We start from the raw sequence: 17679 nt of genomic DNA, 5'->3' as shown, positions 1-17679 counted from the left end.
TTTCTTGTTAGAATATATAGGTATTCAATTTTGATTGGATAATCAATCATAGTTAAGTGACGATAGCCTAGGAGATACACCTGTTCCCATGCCGAACACAGAAGTTAAGCCCTAGCACGCCTGATGTAGTTGGGGGTTGCCCCCTGTTAGATACGGTAGTCGCTTAGCAAAAGGGAGTTTAGCTCAGCTGGGAGAGCATCTGCCTTACAAGCAGAGGGTCAGCGGTTCGATCCCGTTAACTCCCATTAACAATGGTATATAAACCAAAAGGTCCCGTAGTGTAGCGGTTATCACGTCGCCCTGTCACGGCGAAGATCGCGGGTTCGATTCCCGTCGGGACCGTTTGACTCGTTAGCTCAGTTGGTAGAGCATCTGACTTTTAATCAGAGGGTCACTGGTTCGAGCCCAGTACGGGTCATATTAATATGCGGGTTTGGCGGAATTGGCAGACGCACCAGATTTAGGATCTGGCGCTTAACGGCGTGGGGGTTCAAGTCCCTTAACCCGCATTAAAAAGTTGCCGGCTTAGCTCAGTTGGTAGAGCATCTGATTTGTAATCAGAGGGTCGCGTGTTCAAGTCATGTAGCCGGCATAACCTTTTGTTAATAGTATTAGCTTAGGGCGCATAGCTCAGCTGGTTAGAGCGCACGCCTGATAAGCGTGAGGTCGGTGGTTCGAGTCCACTTGTGCCCATTTATTAATATGGTCCGTTGGTCAAGGGGTTAAGACACCGCCTTTTCACGGCGGTAACACGGGTTCGAATCCCGTACGGACTATTTTATTTATTTTTTTTAAAAGGTTTAAAAAAGAGGGCGAAAGCCTTCTTTTTTAGTCTAGTTCATGTGGTAATAAAAGTGTTTCTGTTCCTGATTGATCAATCAGATAGACAATATTTGGAAAGAATGGGTCATACGGGTAATTATAATCAAAAGCAATAGTTGTTTGCTGCTTTTGATTTTGGTAGCAAATCGTTAATTTTCCTTTTTTCTCAGTTAAGCGAAAGCTGATGATTGACTCTAGTGGGATAACACCTTTTAGGTAGTTATCTAAGATATCCCAAAAGGTATCAATGATTTCGTGTGGAAGGCTTGTTGCTACGCCAAAACTGGCGTATTTTTCTTTACTGATTTCAAATGCCATATAAAACTTCCTTTCTTTAGCGTAAAAGCACCCCTATTGGAGTGCTCGCAACTTTAACGATTCTTAAGTTCAAGATAACGTTTGTACCAAATATTAATATAGGCTTCTGAGAATGGTCCTTTTCCATTGTTAATCCAATCAACAAGGATTTTGACATTCTCTTTTAAAATAAAATCAATGTCTGGAGAATAGCCCATTTCTGCTTTGTGTATTTCGTACTCGTCGACGTCAAGTAGCCTTTTTTCACCGTCTGCAAAGACTTTGACATCCAAGTCGTAATCGATATACTTAAGAGCTTCTTCATCCATGACGTATGGACTGGCAAGATTGCAGTAGTATGAAACACCGTTATCTCTTATCATCGCAATGATATTAAACCAGTATTTTTTATGGAAATAAACAATGGCTGGTTCTCGCGTAACCCAACGTCTCCCATCACTTTCTGTTACTAGTGTGTGATCGTTAACTCCTATAACAGCATTGTCTGTTGTTTTTAGTACCATAGTGTCGCGCCATGTTCGGTGCAAACTACCATCATGCTTATAACTTTGAATTGTAATAAAGTCGCCTTCCTTAGGTAATTTCATGCCTTACCAACTTTCTACAATTAAACTTATCTGTTCTAGTTTATCATAATTTTCTGAAAAAGGACACTTAGAAATGCAATTTATTTCACAAATAATCTCTAAGAGCGCTCTTAATATCATCATATGAAAAACCTTTTCGAGCGAGAGCTTGCGTTAATCGTTGATTTAGTTCATATCCTTCGTATTTTTTACTAAATTTTCGATATTGTTTATCAAGTTCTTTATTTAAAAGTTCGAATTCTTGTTGTTCATCTTTTTCGATATCAAGTGTTTCAAAGGCTTCTTTTGCTTCTGTGTATGAGAAGCCTTTATTCATCATATTTTGGATGATTTTATCTTTAAGTGTTTTTGTTGAGAGCTTGTTTTGATATTTACGTAAAAGTTTTTGAGCTGTTTTTTCAGCTAGGTCTGAAAAGTCTAATTCAGCTAATTTTTGGTCAATGAGTTGAGCATCAACTCCTTTTTGAAGTAATTTTTGTTTTAAAACGTAGCCACCCTTATCACCTGATGTTAGATTTTGTGATAAATAGGTTTCAACATATTGTGAATCATTAATCCAGTTTTCTTTTTTGAGGTTTTCAATGATTTCTGGGATATACTGACTATCAATTTCATGTTTTTCTAAGTATTTTTTGACTTCGTCTGCGGTACGTTGCTTGAAAGAAATTTGGTAAAGTGCCAAGTTTTTACCATATGAAAATTGGGCGTATCTTTGAATATCTTTTAAGGTTGTTTCGTCAATTTCCATATTTTTACTTAACATAAAGTGAACAATAGTGTCTTCTGTTACGTAAAGTTCATCTTTTTCATCAATTTCTAAAAGATATAGCCTTTTTTTCTTTTCGATTTTAGTGATTTTCATACATTCATTATAACAAAAATGTTAAAATAGTAGTGATTAAAGTGTAGGGAGGTGGTATGGTGAAAGATAGTAAAATCGTTGATTTAGATGAATACCGCATGCTTAAGTCTTTAAGTGATGACCTTGAAGAGTTTCCGTTTGATGATGACTTTTTAGAAGATGAAGAAGATGAGCTAGACTCTGAAAATTGGAATTTATTTGAGGATTTAACAGAGCTTAGAAAATGTGTTGATTATTATGAAGAACTTCATGAGAAGGGTGAAATATCTGAGAAAGATTATTATTTTTCAAAGGTTAATCTTGGTATGCTTTATAAGCAAAATGGACTTTATCAGAGAGCTCTTGAGCAATTTGAAGCGGTTTATGAGCTGGATTCATCGGATTTGTTTGCTTGTCGTCATGAGATAATGGCATTGTATATTTTGACGTCACAATATGATAAGGCTTTGGTATTCTTTAAGAAGCAGTCTGATATTGGACATGATATTTTACTAGAAATCCCTTTGTTAGTTGGGGCTATTTTAGATGGTCATGATGAGATGGCACACTATTTGATTGAAGTTTTGAATGCTGATGTTAAGGATTTTGCTATTTTTTGTCAATCACCCGAGCTTTTGATGGATGATATTATGTCTGTCGGCGCAGCTGTCATTCATCGTCCAGATAGTTTAGAAGCGGTCTATGTAGGACTTTATCGTATTTTACCTTTACTGATGACTGCTGGAAATTATGTGCAAGCTTATTTGAATGATTATTTTTCAGAGCACAAGGCAGGTCAGGCAGAAGTTGAATCGTTAGCCTTTTTATCAGAATACCAAATTGAAATCTTGCTGGCGCATGATATTTATGATTTGCAGGATTTTCAAGTTTGGACAGAAGCAGATATTTTAGCTTTACCTCAGTTCGGTAAGGCAACTTTAAAAAAATTGAAAGAAGTAGGAGTTATATTTAGTCACTAATGAATTTGAAAGTAAAACAAAGAATTCCTTTGAAAATCAAGCGCATGGGAATTAATGGTGAAGGAATTGGATTTTATAAGAAGACTTTAGTCTTTGTTCCAGGTGCTTTGAAGGGGGAAGATATTTTTTGTCAGATTACGGCGGTTAAGCGTAATTTTGCTCAGGCAAGACTTTTGACAATCAATAAGAAATCAAAATTTCGTGTGGAACCAAAATGCCCGATTTATCAAAAATGTGGTGGTTGTCAAATCATGCATTTGCGTTATGACAAGCAATTGGAATTTAAAGACGATTTGATTGCACAGTCATTGAAGAAATTTAAGCCTGTTGGTTATGAAAAATTCGAAATTCGTCATACACTTGGGATGGAAGTGCCTTATCATTACCGTGCTAAGTTGCAGTTCCAGACACGTTTTTTTAAAGGTAATGTGAAGGCTGGGCTTTTTGAAGAAGGCAGTCACCGTCTTGTTGATATCAAGGATTGTTTGGTACAAGATGAGTTGACGCAAACAATTATCAACCGTGTGACAGAACTTTTAGAAAAGCATCATATTCCTATTTATGATGAACGCAAGATTGCTGGTATTCGAACTGTAATGATTCGTAAGGCAAAGTCAAGCAACCAAGTTCAAATTATTTTTATCACTAGCCGCGATATCTTCTTGGCACCTGTGATTAAGGCTTTAACAGCAGAATTTGAAGAGATTAAAGGAATTGCAGTAAACTATAATCATTCAAAATCAAGCGATATTTATGGCGAAAAAACAGAAGTTATCTGGGGTGATGCAGATATTTCTGAAGAGGTGTTGGATTACCGATTCAGCTTGTCACCACGTGCCTTTTATCAGTTGAATCCTGAACAAACACAAGTTTTGTATGGTCAAGCTGTTGCAGCGCTTGATGTGACTGAAAATGACCATGTCATTGATGCATATTGTGGTGTTGGGACAATTGGTTTTGCTTTTGCTGATAAGGTAAAAAGTGTTCGTGGTATGGATATTATTCCAGAGGCAATTGCTGATGCTAAGAAAAATGCACAGCGTATGGGATTTGATAATACTCACTATGAAGCTGGGCGTGCAGAAGAGATTATTCCTAAGTGGTATAAGGAAGGTTATCGTGCGGATGCTTTGATTGTTGACCCACCTCGTACTGGTCTTGATGATAAACTCTTGGATACTATTTTGAAATATCAACCTGCTAAAATGGTTTATGTGTCATGTAATACGGCGACTTTAGCTCGTGATTTGGTTAAATTAAGTAAAGTTTACGATGTTCATTACATTCAGTCGGTGGATATGTTTCCGCATACAGCAAGAACTGAGGCGGTTGTTAAATTGTCCAAACGAGATATCAACCATCATATTGATCTTGAAATCAATGAAGACGACCTCAAAGATATTTCTGTCAAGAAGGAAGCCACTTATTCAAAAATCAAAGAGTACCAAATTGTCCACCCAAAAAAGAACAAGCTATCCTCGATGCGTTAAGTTGGTTTGGAATGATTGAGTAATTAAATAAATTAAAAAGTGCAGAATTGAACCGCACCCCAGAAGTTAGATTTTTATGTCTAACTTCTGGGGTGCGGTTATGTGTTTTGAACTTTTAAGTTTAACGATCAAAATCATTAAAGTTATGGTCTTTTAGTTCCAGCTCTTTATGTAGACGTTTATGTTTCTCAATGCGTTCAAATACTTTTTTCTTATCATTGTCTGTGAGATAGTTTTGAAAATCGTCGTAAAGGTTTATTGCAGGTTGGACTTCTTTCAATAGTGAATCCATTCTTTTCTCAGCTTCTTTCTATTCAGCAATTCGTACTGACCTCTCATGTTGAAGCTGATCCCTAGCTCTTTTCAATTCACCAGTTAATTGGCTAATTTTCTGTTTTAATCCTTTGACAATACTATTATTAAAGACTTTATCAATAAAATCGTCTAAAATTTGTTTTAAAGGTTTGGAGTTTACTTGATACAACATTTTTTCAAAAATTTTTAAAGGTACAACAGCAAATTTTTCTTTTTTCCCAATTAATCCACGTTCTTCTACTTTAAAGTCTTTTGTAAATAGATAATTCTTATCCTCTTTAATTCCAATATCCTTTAATAATTGTTCGTTGATAGCATTTATTGCTTCTTTCTGTGCCAATAATAATTCGAGTTTGTCAGCTTAAGCTTCAAACATTTCATCTAACTTATTAACAGATTCTTGCTTTGAATGGATGATATTATCATATTGTTCAATTGATTGTTCTTTTCTATTGATCTCTTTATCAAGTGTACTCAACATCTCTTTCTTTTTTGCTAATTCTTTTTCTACGTTTGAGACCTCAGAAGTGATTTCAGCTTTAATCTCATTCAGTTTCTTTTCTCTCTCCTCTTCAAGTTTGGCCATCATTTCTTTATACTCACGCATGTCTTTAATATTGTTTGTACCTACTTTTTTACGTTCAACAGCCATTTCTTTTAACATGCCCTCAAGGACTTTAATTTCGTTGTTGCGAAAAGCCATCAATTGAAACTTTCCTTTTTCTGTAAATCCCTCTTGCTTCAATGCTTTTGAAAAGCTGGGCTGTATAGAGAGACCATTTTTATAACCGTCTGCGATGGGAACGACATTGAGATGTAAATGCGGTGCACCTTTTTCATCGAGATGCACTACTGCGTTATAGACACGAAAATGTGGATGACGTTTTTCGAAATCTTGTGCATATTTAGCTAAATATGTTCCAATGTTGACTTTATATCCTTCTGGTAATTTATCCCAATCAGCTTTTGATCCAATACCAATGATAAACTCTCTCTGTTGATCTAAGGTATCAAGTTTACCAACATGTTTATAATAATCCTTGATTTTTCGATTATTTCTTTCCTGCTTTTCATTATATTCCTTCAAAGCAGGTCCAAATTCCTTTTCATATAGCTCTCGAATATCTAATTGTTTAACTACAATATTTTGATGACTTTTATCTCTAAGAATGTGTGAATGTTCTGGACTCTTCCATACTTTTTCTGTTAAATCTCGATTATTATGTCGAATGTTTGTCATTCTCGGATTTGTTTTAAATGAAATAGTTAAATCTGGCATCACGTATACTCCTTAAAAATTTTTCTTTAATACAGTACGCCTTAAAAACTCATTTTAAAAATTTGAGAATGAATTTAGTTGGGAGCTATCCCTGAACCAAGTAACTAATTACTGATGTCTTATTCTTTAGAACTGAAATCTATGGGGACCGATCTCCTACTATTGGAATGAAATTTACTACTTAACGAGTCCATTATAGAAAAAGGTATTGACTGTTTAAGTAAGCCATTTTTAAGCGAATAATGGGTTTGTATAGTTGACCAAATTGGCTTTAATCATGGATTCATAAACTACTCCATGATTGAAAAACATTGGCTAATAAAGTAAGCCATGTTTGTAAGATGAACGGTCTAGTAAAGTAGTCCATAATTGTATAATATATGGCTGAATAAACTAGTCCATATTCTCTAAAATAATGGACTAATTAAAGAAGTCCATGTTTTCAAAAACAGCGGACCAATAAAGTAAGCCATTCTTTAACAGTTAATGGTTTTATAAAGTTACCCATTATGACTATAAAAAATGGATAGATAAATAATCCCATTATTTTAGTAGAAAAGAGATTCTGTAAGATTGGTATGTTAATTTCTAAATTATCAATAACTGAAAATTTTGTGTTATGATTGCTCGAATAGCGAGCAACGGCGAGGCGCTTCGCTATTCCTCGCCAAATAAATTAGACTCAATGATTTTCCTTAAAAAAATTTGAGAAGCAAATAACAGAGGTTTTTGTTACTTTTTGTCAAAAAGTAACGTTTTTGTAGTTTTGACAACCCTACGGTTCATCAAAACTACAAACGCTCTCCGAAGGGTCTTGCAGACGGCACACATGTAACAAATATAAGAAGATAATTACTGTTTAATATGTTTAAGTATGTCTTCAGCTGAATCAACCATTCCCCTTTGGTACCAAGCATATACCTTTTCAAGAAAAAGGTAATTGACGGTATCTATACAATAATCCTTTTCTAGAGGTATTTGTCGAATAATATCTGCTGCAATTAATTCAAGAAACAATAAATAACTGGAAAAATATTTTTTTATATTAGATAGTCTACTTTCTTCTTTGGATGTAGGAAAAGAGCCCCATAGGGCTCACTTTATAATATTCTTTATATATCAGCAAGTAGTCTATGATTTGTGAAAATAGAGGAATATTATTTATTTTGGAGTAACGATATTTTCTGGCAAGTCCATGCTACAGAGAGAATACTCTCCGTCTAGATTTCAATATAAGACCGAAATTAGTACTGACCTCTCAGGTTGAAGCTGATACCTAGCTCTTTTTAATTCGCCTGTCAACTGGCTAATTTTTTCTTTCAACCCTTTGACAATACTATTGTTAAAAAATTTATTTTTTTAATAGAGTGAGATATTTAATTTTTTCTATATACATTTTTTCAATGAAAAAATTTCAAATTTGTAGTAGTATAAGGACTAGATAATTAAAGATTATAAAGAAAGGGATATGAATATGCAGAGTATAAAGAATTCTCGCTATCAGCAGATAGCTGTTGCGTTAGCAAAGCAGATTGCAGATGGGAAATACAGCATTGGAGAAAAAATAAAAGCACGTTCAACCATTGCTAGTAACTTTAATGTATCCCCGGAAACAGCGAGAAAAGCAATTAATCTATTAGTTGATTTAGAAATAGTTGCAGTTCAACACGGAAGTGGAGTGACGGTTACTTCTAAGGAAGCGGCTCAATTGTTTCTAAAAAAATTCGAGTCCACAAATTCCTTGCAAGAGTTAAGAAATGAATTAAGATTACAAATTCAGAAGCAAAGACAAGAGTTAGATGGTTTTGAAAAGCTAATCGATAATATTGTAGCTCATACTCGCGACATTAATAATTCTTTTCCATTTGAACCATTTCAATTGTACTTGAATCAAGTTTCAGAATTGTATGGAAAACAACTTAAAGAATTAAATCTTTGGCAGACGACTGGTGCAACCATTATTGCTATTGAGCGCAACGGTGAAATCATGTTGTCTCCTGGACCTTATGCTGTTCTTGAAAAAGGAGATACGATTTATTTTGTGGGAAGCGAGCTAACCTACTCTCGTATGAAGAATTTATTTTCGTAACTTATTAGAAATAAGCCTGTAACAATGTTACAGGTTTTTAAACAACAAAAGTGACCACATATAGTAAAATAAATTATGTTCACTTTGAAAGGGGAAAAATATGGAATCGTTATTAAAAGTAAAAAATGTGACAAAAATTTTTGGAAAAAAGCAGAAACAAGCTTTAGAAATGGTTAAACAAGATCAAACAAAGACAGATATTCTTGAAAAAACTGGTTGTACTGTCGGAGTATATGATGCTAGTTTTGAGGTTATGCAAGGTGAGATTTTTGTCATTATGGGATTATCTGGGAGTGGAAAGTCCACCTTGATTCGTCTGATAAATAGATTGATAGAACCAAGTTATGGTAGCATTTATATAGAAGGTCATGATATTGCGAAAATGAACAAGGAAGAATTAAGGCAAATTCGTCGACATTCAGTAAACATGGTTTTTCAGAAATTTGGCTTGTTTCCTCATAAAACAATTTTAGAAAATACTGAGTATGGACTTGAGATTAGAGGAGTTAATAAAGTTGATCGTCAAAAATTAGCAGAACAAGCTTTGGAAAATTCTTCACTGTTGCCATTTAAAGATCAGTATCCTGATCAACTCTCTGGAGGGATGCAACAACGTGTTGGTCTTGCCAGGGCTTTGGCAAATAATCCAGATATCTTATTGATGGATGAGGCCTTTTCTGCACTCGACCCATTGATTCGTAAAGAGATGCAGGACGAATTATTAGATTTGCAAGAACGGGTACAGAAAACAATTATTTTTATTACACACGATTTGAACGAGGCTCTTCGTATTGGCGATCGTATTGCCTTGATGAAAGATGGTAAGATTATGCAGATCGGTACTGGTGAAGAAATACTAACTAATCCAGCCAATGAATTTGTCAGTGAATTTGTAGAAGATGTTGACCGTTCAAAAGTATTGACTGCACAAAATATCATGATTAAGCCAATTACAACTAATATTGATATTGATGGTCCTAAAGTTGCATTAAGACGAATGGATGTGGAAAAAGTCAGTATGTTGCTAGCTATAAACCGCCAACGGCGACTTCTAGGGGCAATATCAGCAGAGGCTGCCTTTAAGGCCAATGCTAAGCAACATAGTTTGGTTGACTACATAGATAAGGATATTCGAACTGTATCGAAGGATACTTTGCTAGAGGACATTCTACCACTCATTTACGATTCAGCAGCTCCCATTGCTGTTGTTGAAAATGAGCGTTTAATCGGTGTCCTAATCAAGGGTCGTATTATTGAGGCATTAACGAAACAAGGAATTGTTATAGAGGAATAGGAGATTAATGTGGATAATTTTTTACAAAATAGTTTACCGATTGAAGATATCGTTGATAAGGGGATTGATTGGATTACGAAAAATTTAGCTGAACTATTTCGTTTTACTCAGCTGGTTGGTAATAGCGTAATGGATTTTATTTCAGACACTCTATCCTTTATTCCACCGCTACTTTTACTCATTATCATTTCATTATTAGCTTACATTATTTCAAATAAAAAGAAAAATTTTGCTTTGTTAGTAGCACTAGGGTTATTATTTATCTATAATCAAGGATTATGGGATGGCATGATAAATACCTTTACTTTAGTTTTAATAGCAAGCTTGATGTCTATTGTGATTGGTATTCCTCTTGGAATTTGGATGGCGAAGAGTGATCGTGTTCGTTCTATTGTTAATCCAATTTTGGACTTCATGCAGACCATGCCTGCTTTTGTATATCTGATTCCAGCAGTTGCATTCTTTGGAATCGGTATGGTTCCAGGGGTTTTTGCATCCGTGATCTTCGCACTTCCGCCCACTGTTCGATTTACCAATTTAGGAATTCGAGAAATTCCAGAGGAGTTGATTGAAGCTGCCGAGTCATTTGGTTCGACAGAAGGTCAGAGACTATTCAAAGTAGAACTTCCATTGGCAAAAAATACCATATTAGCGGGTGTGAACCAAACTATTATGTTAGCACTCTCTATGGTTGTTACGGCATCAATGATTGGAGCTCCTGGATTAGGGAATGGCGTATTATCAGCATTGCAACATGCGGAAATCGGTGCTGGATTTGTTTCAGGTTTGGCATTAGTCATTCTTGCTATCATCATTGATCGCTTTATACAATATATGAATCAGCCACAACGAGATAATGTAAAAAAATCAACATTTTCAAAATTATTGGCTCCTATTTTAGTAATTTTATTTTTTGTGACCGGTATAACACAAGCTGTTTTACAAACTCAAGTAACAAGTAAACAAGAGATAACACTTGCTTATGTAGAGTGGGATTCAGAGGTGGCTTCTACTAATGTATTGGCAGAAGTCTTGAAGACGAAAGGTTATGAAGTAAATCTTATTCCCTTAGACAATGCAGTTACATGGAAAGCAATTGCAGATGGAAATGCAGATGCATCTGTATCAGCTTGGCTGCCAACAACACACCAAGCCCAATATGAGCAATATAAAAATCAGATTGAAGACTTGGGAGCAAACTTAGTAGGCACAAGCCTTGGCTTTGCAGTGCCAAGTTACATGAATATTTCAAGTATTGATGAGTTAACTTCACAGGCCAATCAAACAATCATAGGTATCGAGCCAGGAGCTGGAATTATGTCAAGTTCTGAAAATGCACTGAACAGTTATTCAAATTTAAATGATTGGAGTCTCACTTCTTCATCAACTGGTGCAATGGTAACATCGCTTGAGCAAGCACTAAAAAATAAAGAGGATATTGTAGTAACTGCCTGGAAGCCTCACTGGATGTTTGCAAAATATGACTTGGTATTATTGGAAGATTCACAAGGAATCTTTGGGAAATCGGAAGAAATTCATACGATTGTAAGACAAGGGTTAAAAGAAGATCAAGCAGAAGCATTCAACATAATCGACAAGTTTTCCTGGGAACCTGAGGATATGCAATCTGTTATGTTGGCAATTGCAGAAGGGCAGTCTCCAAGTCAGGCTGCAAAGGACTGGATTGAGTTAAACCCTGATAAGGTGGAAGGATGGTTGGAGTAAGATCTGTATCACACTAATATTTTTAGAAAAGCACTTTTCCCTTCATTCAAAAGAAATGTTAGAAATCTTTATATACAGAATTAATTATTTTTGTCTAGAGTTCTTAGCTCTAGACTATTTTTTATTTGGAGACTTTTATTTAAATCTATGAAATTTACAGAAAATTGTATTAGCAACATTCTTGTTTTGAAACTCAAGAAACGCCAGTATTTTATGGCAGAAAAAGTAATACATTCAATAGAGTTTAAATAAGTATCAGTATTTTGCACTTTTTACCACTCATAATCATTTTTAATATCAATGCAAGTTGACCAAGATTATTTTTTTTCCGAATATTGGGAGAATTAGCGGAAGATTCATGGAAATAATATAATTCTATTGATATTCTTATTCAACTTTGTGAGAAAAATGGGATATTGTAAGCCGTTTTCAATAATTGATCCAAGTGATTTTACCAAAATGGGAAAGATTATTAATCCCTCTTCTTACCTTCTATCCTTAGAGCACTTATAATCGGAAAGTTCACATCAGCAGAAAAGTAATTACGTTTTTTTATAATTTCCAAAAAATGGCAGAATATAGTTGAGTTATAGAAGGAGTTTATCATGATTGTACATGATTTACATTTCTACAAGCAACTTCTTCTGCCTTTGGCAATGGAGAATCAGAGTCAAATAAATTCACTTGGAGGTCATCTATGGATGAACTAGTGAGATTTTTGGAAGAAATGCTTCTGAAATATGGAGATAACATTGATTTCTCTACTTTTCCAATCAAAGAAGAAAATCTATATACTGATGAGTAGTTACTTGTATTCTTTTCTAAAAAGAGTTAAAATCCCCTGAAGATTATAAGGGTATTTTTTGATCAAACTTTTCAAGGAGAAATTAAATGAAGCGAAAGAAAGCCTATATCTATACAAGGGTATCTACAAATATGCAAGTTGAAGGATTTTCATTAGACGCTCAAGAAACAAGAATTCAGCAATATGCAAATGCTTTTGATATTGAGATTGTGAAAACCTATCAGGATGCTGGGAAATCTGGTAAAACCATGTTAGGACGAACGGAATTTATGGCCATGATATCGGATATCGAAGCAGAGAAAGATAAAGTGGATTATGTACTTGTATTCAAATTATCATGTTTTGGTCGAAATGCAGCGGACACTTTAAAATCTTTAGCTATTATGGAATCTCATGGTGTAAATCTGATTTGTGTTGATGATGGATTGGATAGTTCAAAGGATTCAGGGAAGTTAGTCATTACAATCTTGTCAGCAGTAGCTGAAATGGAGAGGGAGAATATTATTTCTCAAGCCATGGAAGGTCGTAGACAAAAAGCGAGAGCTGGTCAATGGAATGGTGGATTTGCGCCTGTAGGATATTCCCTTGTTAATGGTCAATTGCAAGTAAATCATGAAGAAGCTGAATCTGTAAAGATGATTTTTGATTTATTTGCCAATAGTGATATGGGCACTATAGCAATTGCCAAACATTTAGCCAACCTAGATATAAAGAAACCAATTCGACAGAATAGTACCCTTCCATATTTTTCATCTAGTGGCATTGCAAGAATTTTAGATAATCCAGTTTACAATGGCAAAATTGCATTTGGACGGCGTGAAAGCACTCGAGATAAAGTTTCTGGTGAAACGAAAGTCAAACAGTCTGAAAATTATATTCTAACAGACGGAATACATGAAGCAATTATTGACGATGAGACTTGGAAAAAAGTGAGGAAAAAACGAGAAGCTAATGCCCATAAGTATAAACGTGAAAACCCAAATAAGGGCGATTCAATCTATGTACTTTCGGGGTTGATAAAATGTCCATTATGTAATGCTGGGCTTTATGGAAATAAAAGTATCAAGAGAAATAAAAACAAGAAAGATGAATACTATAAAAACTATTACTACTATGCTTGTAAACATAGAAAGCAGGTAGATGGTCATAAGTGCACATTTAATAAACAGCTTAAAACAGGAAATTTAGACCATGAAGTATTATCAATCATTAGTAAACTAGTTTCTAGACCTGGTTTTGCAAGAAAATTGCAGGAAAAAATTAATATTCAAGTTGATACAAGTAGGATAGACAGTGAAATTGAACAATATAAGAGTCTCTTTCGTCAATTAAGTGCAACTAAAATGAATTTAATCCAACAGATTGACTCCTTAAATTTTGAAGTTCCTCATTTTCAGCAAAAGTCAATTGATTTAGACATGAGATTAAATACTATTTATGATAAAATAGCAGATGTCGAAACACTAATTGAGACAAGTGAATCTAAACGAGAAGTAATCCTAAAAGATAAAATGACCGCTGACAATATTTATAAAATATTAGTCAATTTTGCATCATTAATGGATGTCATGGAAGATATCGACAAGAAGAGATTGTGTCAGATGTTGATTGAAAAAGTCGAAATTTATGATGACAAAAATAAGGCAGGACGTTGGGTAAAAGCCATTCATTTCAAGCTTCCAATCATTGAGGAAGACTTAGAAATTAGTTTGGACAATAATACACCGGTTGAAGCAGTTGTTAAGTTAGTCAAGAAATAAGAGAATGATGAAACGTAAGGGGCTCCTTGCGTTTTTTAATAATCGTGAATTTGACAAGTGGTGTTATGTTTATTTTGACACTGGGCTACTTTATCGTTATACTAAATTATTGATTATTTTTGGAGGACTTGTGAGAATGGCCATTACGATTCGTTTGGCAAGCTTAGATGATGCAAAAGCTCTGCTGGATATTTATCGTTATTATGTTGAAGAAACAGCTATTACTTTTGAATATGATGTGCCGACTTTAGAGGAATTTACGGGGCGTATGCGCTCAATCATGGCTTTTTATCCTTATCTCGTGGCAGAAGAAGATGGCAAGATTCTTGGCTATGCTTATGCTTCTAAATTCCATCCTAGAGCTGCTTATGCTTGGTCAGCAGAAGCGACGGTTTATCTGGATAAGGCTGCGCGTGGTAAGGGTGTAGGACGTCAAATCTATGGAAAGTTAGAAGATTATCTAACTCAAATGGGTATCCTCAATCTTAATGCTTGTATTGCCTCAACTGATGTTGAAGATGCCTACCTGACAAATGGAAGCGAGAAATTCCATCGAGCACTTGGTTATCAATCGGTTGGAAAATTTCATGATTCGGGTTATAAATTCAACCGTTGGTATGACATGATTTGGATGGAAAAAATGCTTGGAGAGCATGGAGCGGACGTTGCACCAGTTAAGTCCATTCATGAAATTACAAAAAAAGTTTAACTTTTATGAGTTAGGCTTTTTATCATGTTTGTTTATGATATCAAAAAACTCTGAGACTACGGTCTCAGAGTTTTTTATTTTTAGCTTTCTTGAGTAAGACTTTCTTGGCCTTGGCTCTTCTTCCAGATGATAATGCCTACGAAACCTTGTGCCACCATACCTAGGTAACTAAAGGCAACGATTGGGTTTCCGATAGATAGGTAAAGGATAAAGCTAAGCAAATCGACAACTAGCCAAATGTAGTAGCCATCGAGGTGTCCTTTTACTTGACGTTGTTGGGCAGTAAAGGAAAGACCATTTGTGATGGCATCTAGGATAATCTTTTGTCCGCCCATCCAGTAAGAAATAAATCCTAAACCAAATGTCCAGAAGAAGACAGCGATAAGCACGTCTTTTAGACTGAATTTTTTATCAACGACTAATTCACCATCGTCATTGCGGCGTTTTTTCCAGTTATAGTGTCCGATAAATTCGGTTGAGAGGTAATAGCAACTTTTGAACATTTCACCATAAACACCTTGAATACCAGCGACTAAGATACCAGCAACATTTTGAACACCATTTGCTTTAAAGGTGTGCTGCCATTGAATCGCTAGTGTCCATGTCCCAATAAAACCAAAAATAGACATGATAATTGAGAGGACATGTAAGATGTTAAGGTCTCCTGAAAAGAGTGTCGGAATCATCCCGTATAGGGTAAATCCGAGAGAGACTAAGAAGGCAAAGATTACGAAAATCTTTTCTTTTAAGTCAAAACGATTCCAAGCGTTGTTAAATGATTCTTTGAGTGAAAGTTCTTTTTTCAAAAAATGTTAATCTCCAATTCCAATTGATTTCATTTCTTGACGGATCATTTGGTACACTTTATCCCAATCCTCAGGTTTTGTAACATCGAAGTTGTCGGTGTTAATTTTCATTTTTGGACTGTATTGGTAATCTTCATACCATTTTGTGTAGTGCTTGTGAAGGAGTTTGTAGTAATCTGTTAGACCATTTTCGTCATCTGGTTGTTCAAAATCACGTCCACGTTTTTTGATGTTGTACATGATGTGGTCAAAACTACCTTCGAGGTATATTAGCAAATCAGGGGCTTTTTTAGGAAGTCCGTCAATTTCCTCCATCATGTTGTCTAGCAATTCCAAGTAGATATTATATTCTTGATCGCTGATGCTTCCTTGAAGGGTATTAATGTAAGTAAATAAAGCATCTTCATAGATTGAGCGGTCTAAGACATTGTTGTCTGCTTCGTAAGCTTCTTTGATTGATTTGAAGCGTTTATTCAAGAAGTAAATTTGTAAAGCAAAGCCGTATTTTTCAGGGTCTTCATAGTATTTATCTAAAATTGGGTTATTGTCAACAGGTTCAAAGAATGCTGTTGTGCCAAGTTCTTTGGCTAAGAGAGAAGTGTAGGTAGTTTTTCCGACTCCTATCATTCCTGCTAGAATAATCACGATGGTAATGCACCTCCAATATGCTAATTCAGTAATATTTGTTTAAAAATGTAACGTGTAAAATGTATCTTTGATAGCAATGCTATCTGTCTAGAGTAAGGTTAGTAAATGTCTGTTTGGTGAGTTATTATGGTTTGAAAATAGGTGAAACAAGTTCTCCTTTCCCAGTAGAGTATCTATATGTGACAAAGTCAAGGCCTTGTATTTGTCATAATAAATGATTCAAGCACAACATCTTGTGCCCGGATAAAATAGTAGCACTATATTTTGTGTTTGACAAGAGCTAAAACTCAATTATTTTTGACTAAAAAGTCAAAGATGGCTAAAAATCAGGCCCTGAGCGTAAGCAAAAAAATTCTCAAAAAAACTCAGCTAAAAAAGCTGAGAGTTTTTGAGTTTATTTGAAGACTTGGGTGGCAAAGTGTAAGGCGACACTAGCGATGCGGTCTTTTCTTTCAAGGTCAGCATCGTTAGCCAAAGTTCGAGGTTCCCAAGTTTCAGCGTCTAGATTGTCAGCCGAATAAAAGAATTGAAAATGATTAATCTTGCGGAAGTTGGCAAATGCGGCAATCGCAGAGCATTCCATATCAACGGCGATAGCACCTTGTGTCTTTCGATTTGCCGTCTTTTGATGGGTTTCACGGTAAATGCCGTCAGTTGTCCAAACCTTTCCTTCTGTATAGGAGATATTTTGCGCGTCAAGAAACTGTTTAAACTGTTTGCGATAGGTGTGATTGAGCGCAATTTCACTTGTTGGCGGAGCGTAGTGATAGCTTGTGCCTTCGTCGCGAATAGCGCTTGTGGGAATGATGATTGAGGTTTCTTTGATACTGCTATCTAGGACACCACACGTACCAAAAACAAGGATATTTTCAGCGCCCATAGCAATAATATCCTCTAAAATAGCAACACAGCCACTTGCCCCAACATAGGAGTTGAAAAAAGCAATTTTTTGACCCTGAAAATTTAGCTCATAGATTGGAATTTCCAAATTTGCGACACTTGTTTTTGCGATTTCACGGTGAGGAAATTCAGCTAAGATCCGTGCGAAAGTTCCTCTTGCAAAACAGGTTACAGCTGTCTTTGGAAAATCTGGCAAAGCTTGGATGACATCCCCTGGGTTAATAATCGCCGTTTGCTGATGGTCAAATTGTGATAAAATCATGCCAACACATCCTCCTTGAATTTCAAAATATTTTTAACATTTTACTTAA

Annotated in this window: 16 protein-coding genes, 7 tRNA genes and 1 rRNA gene; 15 read left to right on the top strand and 9 right to left on the bottom strand. The window is 35.3% G+C overall.

The genetic code is table 11. From position 1 onward, the window contains the following. Positions 1–52 precede the first annotated feature (52 nt). The 8 genes from rrf to STRINF_RS03375 all read left to right on the top strand — a co-directional run bounded on the left by rrf (position 53) and on the right by STRINF_RS03375 (position 776). Positions 53–168, top strand: a 5S ribosomal RNA gene (rrf, locus tag STRINF_RS03410). Between the two features lie 4 nt (positions 169–172). Continuing rightward, positions 173–245, top strand: a tRNA-Val gene (locus STRINF_RS03405). Positions 246–269: 24 nt separating this feature from the next. Further along, a tRNA-Asp gene (locus tag STRINF_RS03400) sits at positions 270–342 on the top strand. A 3-nt stretch (positions 343–345) separates the two neighbouring features. After that, positions 346–418, top strand: a tRNA-Lys gene (locus STRINF_RS03395). 9 nt (positions 419–427) lie between these two features. Then, positions 428–509 (top strand) — tRNA-Leu (locus STRINF_RS03390). A gap of 10 nt (positions 510–519) precedes the next feature. Beyond that, positions 520–592, top strand: a tRNA-Thr gene (locus STRINF_RS03385). Between the two features lie 27 nt (positions 593–619). Next, positions 620–693, top strand: a tRNA-Ile gene (locus STRINF_RS03380). 11 nt (positions 694–704) lie between these two features. Further along, a tRNA-Glu gene (locus STRINF_RS03375) sits at positions 705–776 on the top strand. Positions 777–828: 52 nt separating this feature from the next. Here the strand turns inward: STRINF_RS03375 and STRINF_RS03370 are convergent. From STRINF_RS03370 to recX, 3 genes are all read right to left on the bottom strand, one after another. Then, positions 829–1140, bottom strand: a complete 312-nt coding sequence (locus STRINF_RS03370) for a DUF960 domain-containing protein (protein ID WP_006531622.1) — start codon at positions 1138–1140, stop codon at positions 829–831. 53 nt (positions 1141–1193) lie between these two features. After that, positions 1194–1727, bottom strand: a complete 534-nt coding sequence (gene ntdP / locus STRINF_RS03365; RefSeq protein WP_006531621.1) for a nucleoside tri-diphosphate phosphatase — start codon at positions 1725–1727, stop codon at positions 1194–1196. Positions 1728–1812: 85 nt separating this feature from the next. Then, the gene (gene recX, locus STRINF_RS03360) at positions 1813–2589 is read right to left on the bottom strand and encodes a recombination regulator RecX (RefSeq protein WP_006531620.1); all 777 of its coding nucleotides are present in this window, start codon (positions 2587–2589) and stop codon (positions 1813–1815) included. Between the two features lie 56 nt (positions 2590–2645). Here recX and STRINF_RS03355 point away from each other — a divergent pair, with 56 nt between their 5' ends. Further along, positions 2646–3548 (top strand): tetratricopeptide repeat protein, encoded by a 903-nt coding sequence (locus tag STRINF_RS03355; protein ID WP_006531619.1) that lies wholly within the window; start codon positions 2646–2648, stop codon positions 3546–3548. Further along, positions 3548–5038: a 23S rRNA (uracil(1939)-C(5))-methyltransferase RlmD gene (gene rlmD / locus STRINF_RS03350; protein WP_006531618.1), complete on the top strand. Its 1491-nt coding sequence runs from the start codon at positions 3548–3550 to the stop codon at positions 5036–5038. Before STRINF_RS03355 ends, rlmD begins: the two co-directional genes overlap by 1 nt. A gap of 121 nt (positions 5039–5159) precedes the next feature. On the opposite strand, the gene STRINF_RS10290 is transcribed toward rlmD, so the two are convergent. From STRINF_RS10290 to STRINF_RS03340, 3 genes are read right to left on the bottom strand one after another with little or no spacing between them, the layout of a single operon-like run. Then, positions 5160–5330 (bottom strand): hypothetical protein, encoded by a 171-nt coding sequence (locus tag STRINF_RS10290; RefSeq protein ID WP_006531617.1) that lies wholly within the window; start codon positions 5328–5330, stop codon positions 5160–5162. Between the two features lie 18 nt (positions 5331–5348). Next, positions 5349–5693 (bottom strand): hypothetical protein, encoded by a 345-nt coding sequence (locus STRINF_RS03345; RefSeq protein WP_006531616.1) that lies wholly within the window; start codon positions 5691–5693, stop codon positions 5349–5351. 21 nt (positions 5694–5714) lie between these two features. Next, entirely contained in the window at positions 5715–6632 is a 918-nt protein-coding gene (locus tag STRINF_RS03340; RefSeq protein WP_006531615.1) for a plasmid recombination protein, read from the bottom strand. Positions 6633–8100: 1468 nt separating this feature from the next. Between STRINF_RS03340 and STRINF_RS03335 the strand changes: the two genes are divergently transcribed. The 5 genes from STRINF_RS03335 to STRINF_RS03315 all read left to right on the top strand — a co-directional run bounded on the left by STRINF_RS03335 (position 8101) and on the right by STRINF_RS03315 (position 15014). Beyond that, positions 8101–8721: a TrkA C-terminal domain-containing protein gene (locus STRINF_RS03335; protein WP_006531613.1), complete on the top strand. Its 621-nt coding sequence runs from the start codon at positions 8101–8103 to the stop codon at positions 8719–8721. 100 nt (positions 8722–8821) lie between these two features. After that, positions 8822–10015 (top strand): quaternary amine ABC transporter ATP-binding protein, encoded by a 1194-nt coding sequence (locus STRINF_RS03330; RefSeq protein ID WP_006531612.1) that lies wholly within the window; start codon positions 8822–8824, stop codon positions 10013–10015. Between the two features lie 9 nt (positions 10016–10024). Further along, complete coding sequence (locus STRINF_RS03325) at positions 10025–11740, top strand: ABC transporter permease/substrate binding protein (RefSeq protein ID WP_006531611.1); 1716 nt, start codon at positions 10025–10027, stop codon at positions 11738–11740. An 891-nt stretch (positions 11741–12631) separates the two neighbouring features. Continuing rightward, entirely contained in the window at positions 12632–14305 is a 1674-nt protein-coding gene (locus STRINF_RS03320; protein ID WP_006531610.1) for a recombinase family protein, read from the top strand. A gap of 136 nt (positions 14306–14441) precedes the next feature. Beyond that, on the top strand, positions 14442–15014 hold the full coding sequence (locus STRINF_RS03315; protein ID WP_043878314.1) for a GNAT family N-acetyltransferase: 573 nt from the start codon (positions 14442–14444) through the stop codon (positions 15012–15014). 80 nt (positions 15015–15094) lie between these two features. Here STRINF_RS03315 and pnuC read toward each other — a convergent pair whose 3' ends face one another. The 3 genes from pnuC to STRINF_RS03300 all read right to left on the bottom strand — a co-directional run bounded on the left by pnuC (position 15095) and on the right by STRINF_RS03300 (position 17630). Beyond that, positions 15095–15820: a nicotinamide riboside transporter PnuC gene (gene pnuC / locus STRINF_RS03310; RefSeq protein ID WP_006531608.1), complete on the bottom strand. Its 726-nt coding sequence runs from the start codon at positions 15818–15820 to the stop codon at positions 15095–15097. Between the two features lie 6 nt (positions 15821–15826). Further along, positions 15827–16465: a deoxynucleoside kinase gene (locus STRINF_RS03305; RefSeq protein WP_006531607.1), complete on the bottom strand. Its 639-nt coding sequence runs from the start codon at positions 16463–16465 to the stop codon at positions 15827–15829. Positions 16466–16862: 397 nt separating this feature from the next. After that, positions 16863–17630, bottom strand: a complete 768-nt coding sequence (locus STRINF_RS03300) for a nucleoside phosphorylase (RefSeq protein ID WP_006531605.1) — start codon at positions 17628–17630, stop codon at positions 16863–16865. Positions 17631–17679 lie beyond the last annotated feature (49 nt).

This window comes from Streptococcus infantarius subsp. infantarius ATCC BAA-102, assembly GCF_000154985.1.
Classification (GTDB): Bacteria; Bacillota; Bacilli; order Lactobacillales; family Streptococcaceae; genus Streptococcus; species Streptococcus infantarius.
Note: the sequence above shows the minus strand (reverse complement) of the source record. Positions and strands in the feature narration are given on the sequence as shown.

Bases quoted from the DNA above. Each gene is read 5' to 3' on its own strand.
- STRINF_RS03370 (WP_006531622.1), bottom strand. From the start codon at position 1,140: ATGGCATTTGAAATCAGTAAAGAAAAATACGCCAGTTTTGGCGTAGCA.
- ntdP (WP_006531621.1), bottom strand. From the start codon at position 1,727: ATGAAATTACCTAAGGAAGGCGACTTTATTACAATTCAAAGTTATAAG.
- recX (WP_006531620.1), bottom strand. From the start codon at position 2,589: ATGAAAATCACTAAAATCGAAAAGAAAAAAAGGCTATATCTTTTAGAA.
- STRINF_RS03355 (WP_006531619.1), top strand. From the start codon at position 2,646: ATGGTGAAAGATAGTAAAATCGTTGATTTAGATGAATACCGCATGCTT.
- rlmD (WP_006531618.1), top strand. From the start codon at position 3,548: ATGAATTTGAAAGTAAAACAAAGAATTCCTTTGAAAATCAAGCGCATG.
- STRINF_RS10290 (WP_006531617.1), bottom strand. From the start codon at position 5,330: ATGGATTCACTATTGAAAGAAGTCCAACCTGCAATAAACCTTTACGAC.
- STRINF_RS03340 (WP_006531615.1), bottom strand. From the start codon at position 6,632: ATGCCAGATTTAACTATTTCATTTAAAACAAATCCGAGAATGACAAAC.
- STRINF_RS03335 (WP_006531613.1), top strand. From the start codon at position 8,101: ATGAATATGCAGAGTATAAAGAATTCTCGCTATCAGCAGATAGCTGTT.
- STRINF_RS03330 (WP_006531612.1), top strand. From the start codon at position 8,822: ATGGAATCGTTATTAAAAGTAAAAAATGTGACAAAAATTTTTGGAAAA.
- STRINF_RS03320 (WP_006531610.1), top strand. From the start codon at position 12,632: ATGAAGCGAAAGAAAGCCTATATCTATACAAGGGTATCTACAAATATG.
- STRINF_RS03315 (WP_043878314.1), top strand. From the start codon at position 14,442: ATGGCCATTACGATTCGTTTGGCAAGCTTAGATGATGCAAAAGCTCTG.
- STRINF_RS03300 (WP_006531605.1), bottom strand. From the start codon at position 17,630: ATGATTTTATCACAATTTGACCATCAGCAAACGGCGATTATTAACCCA.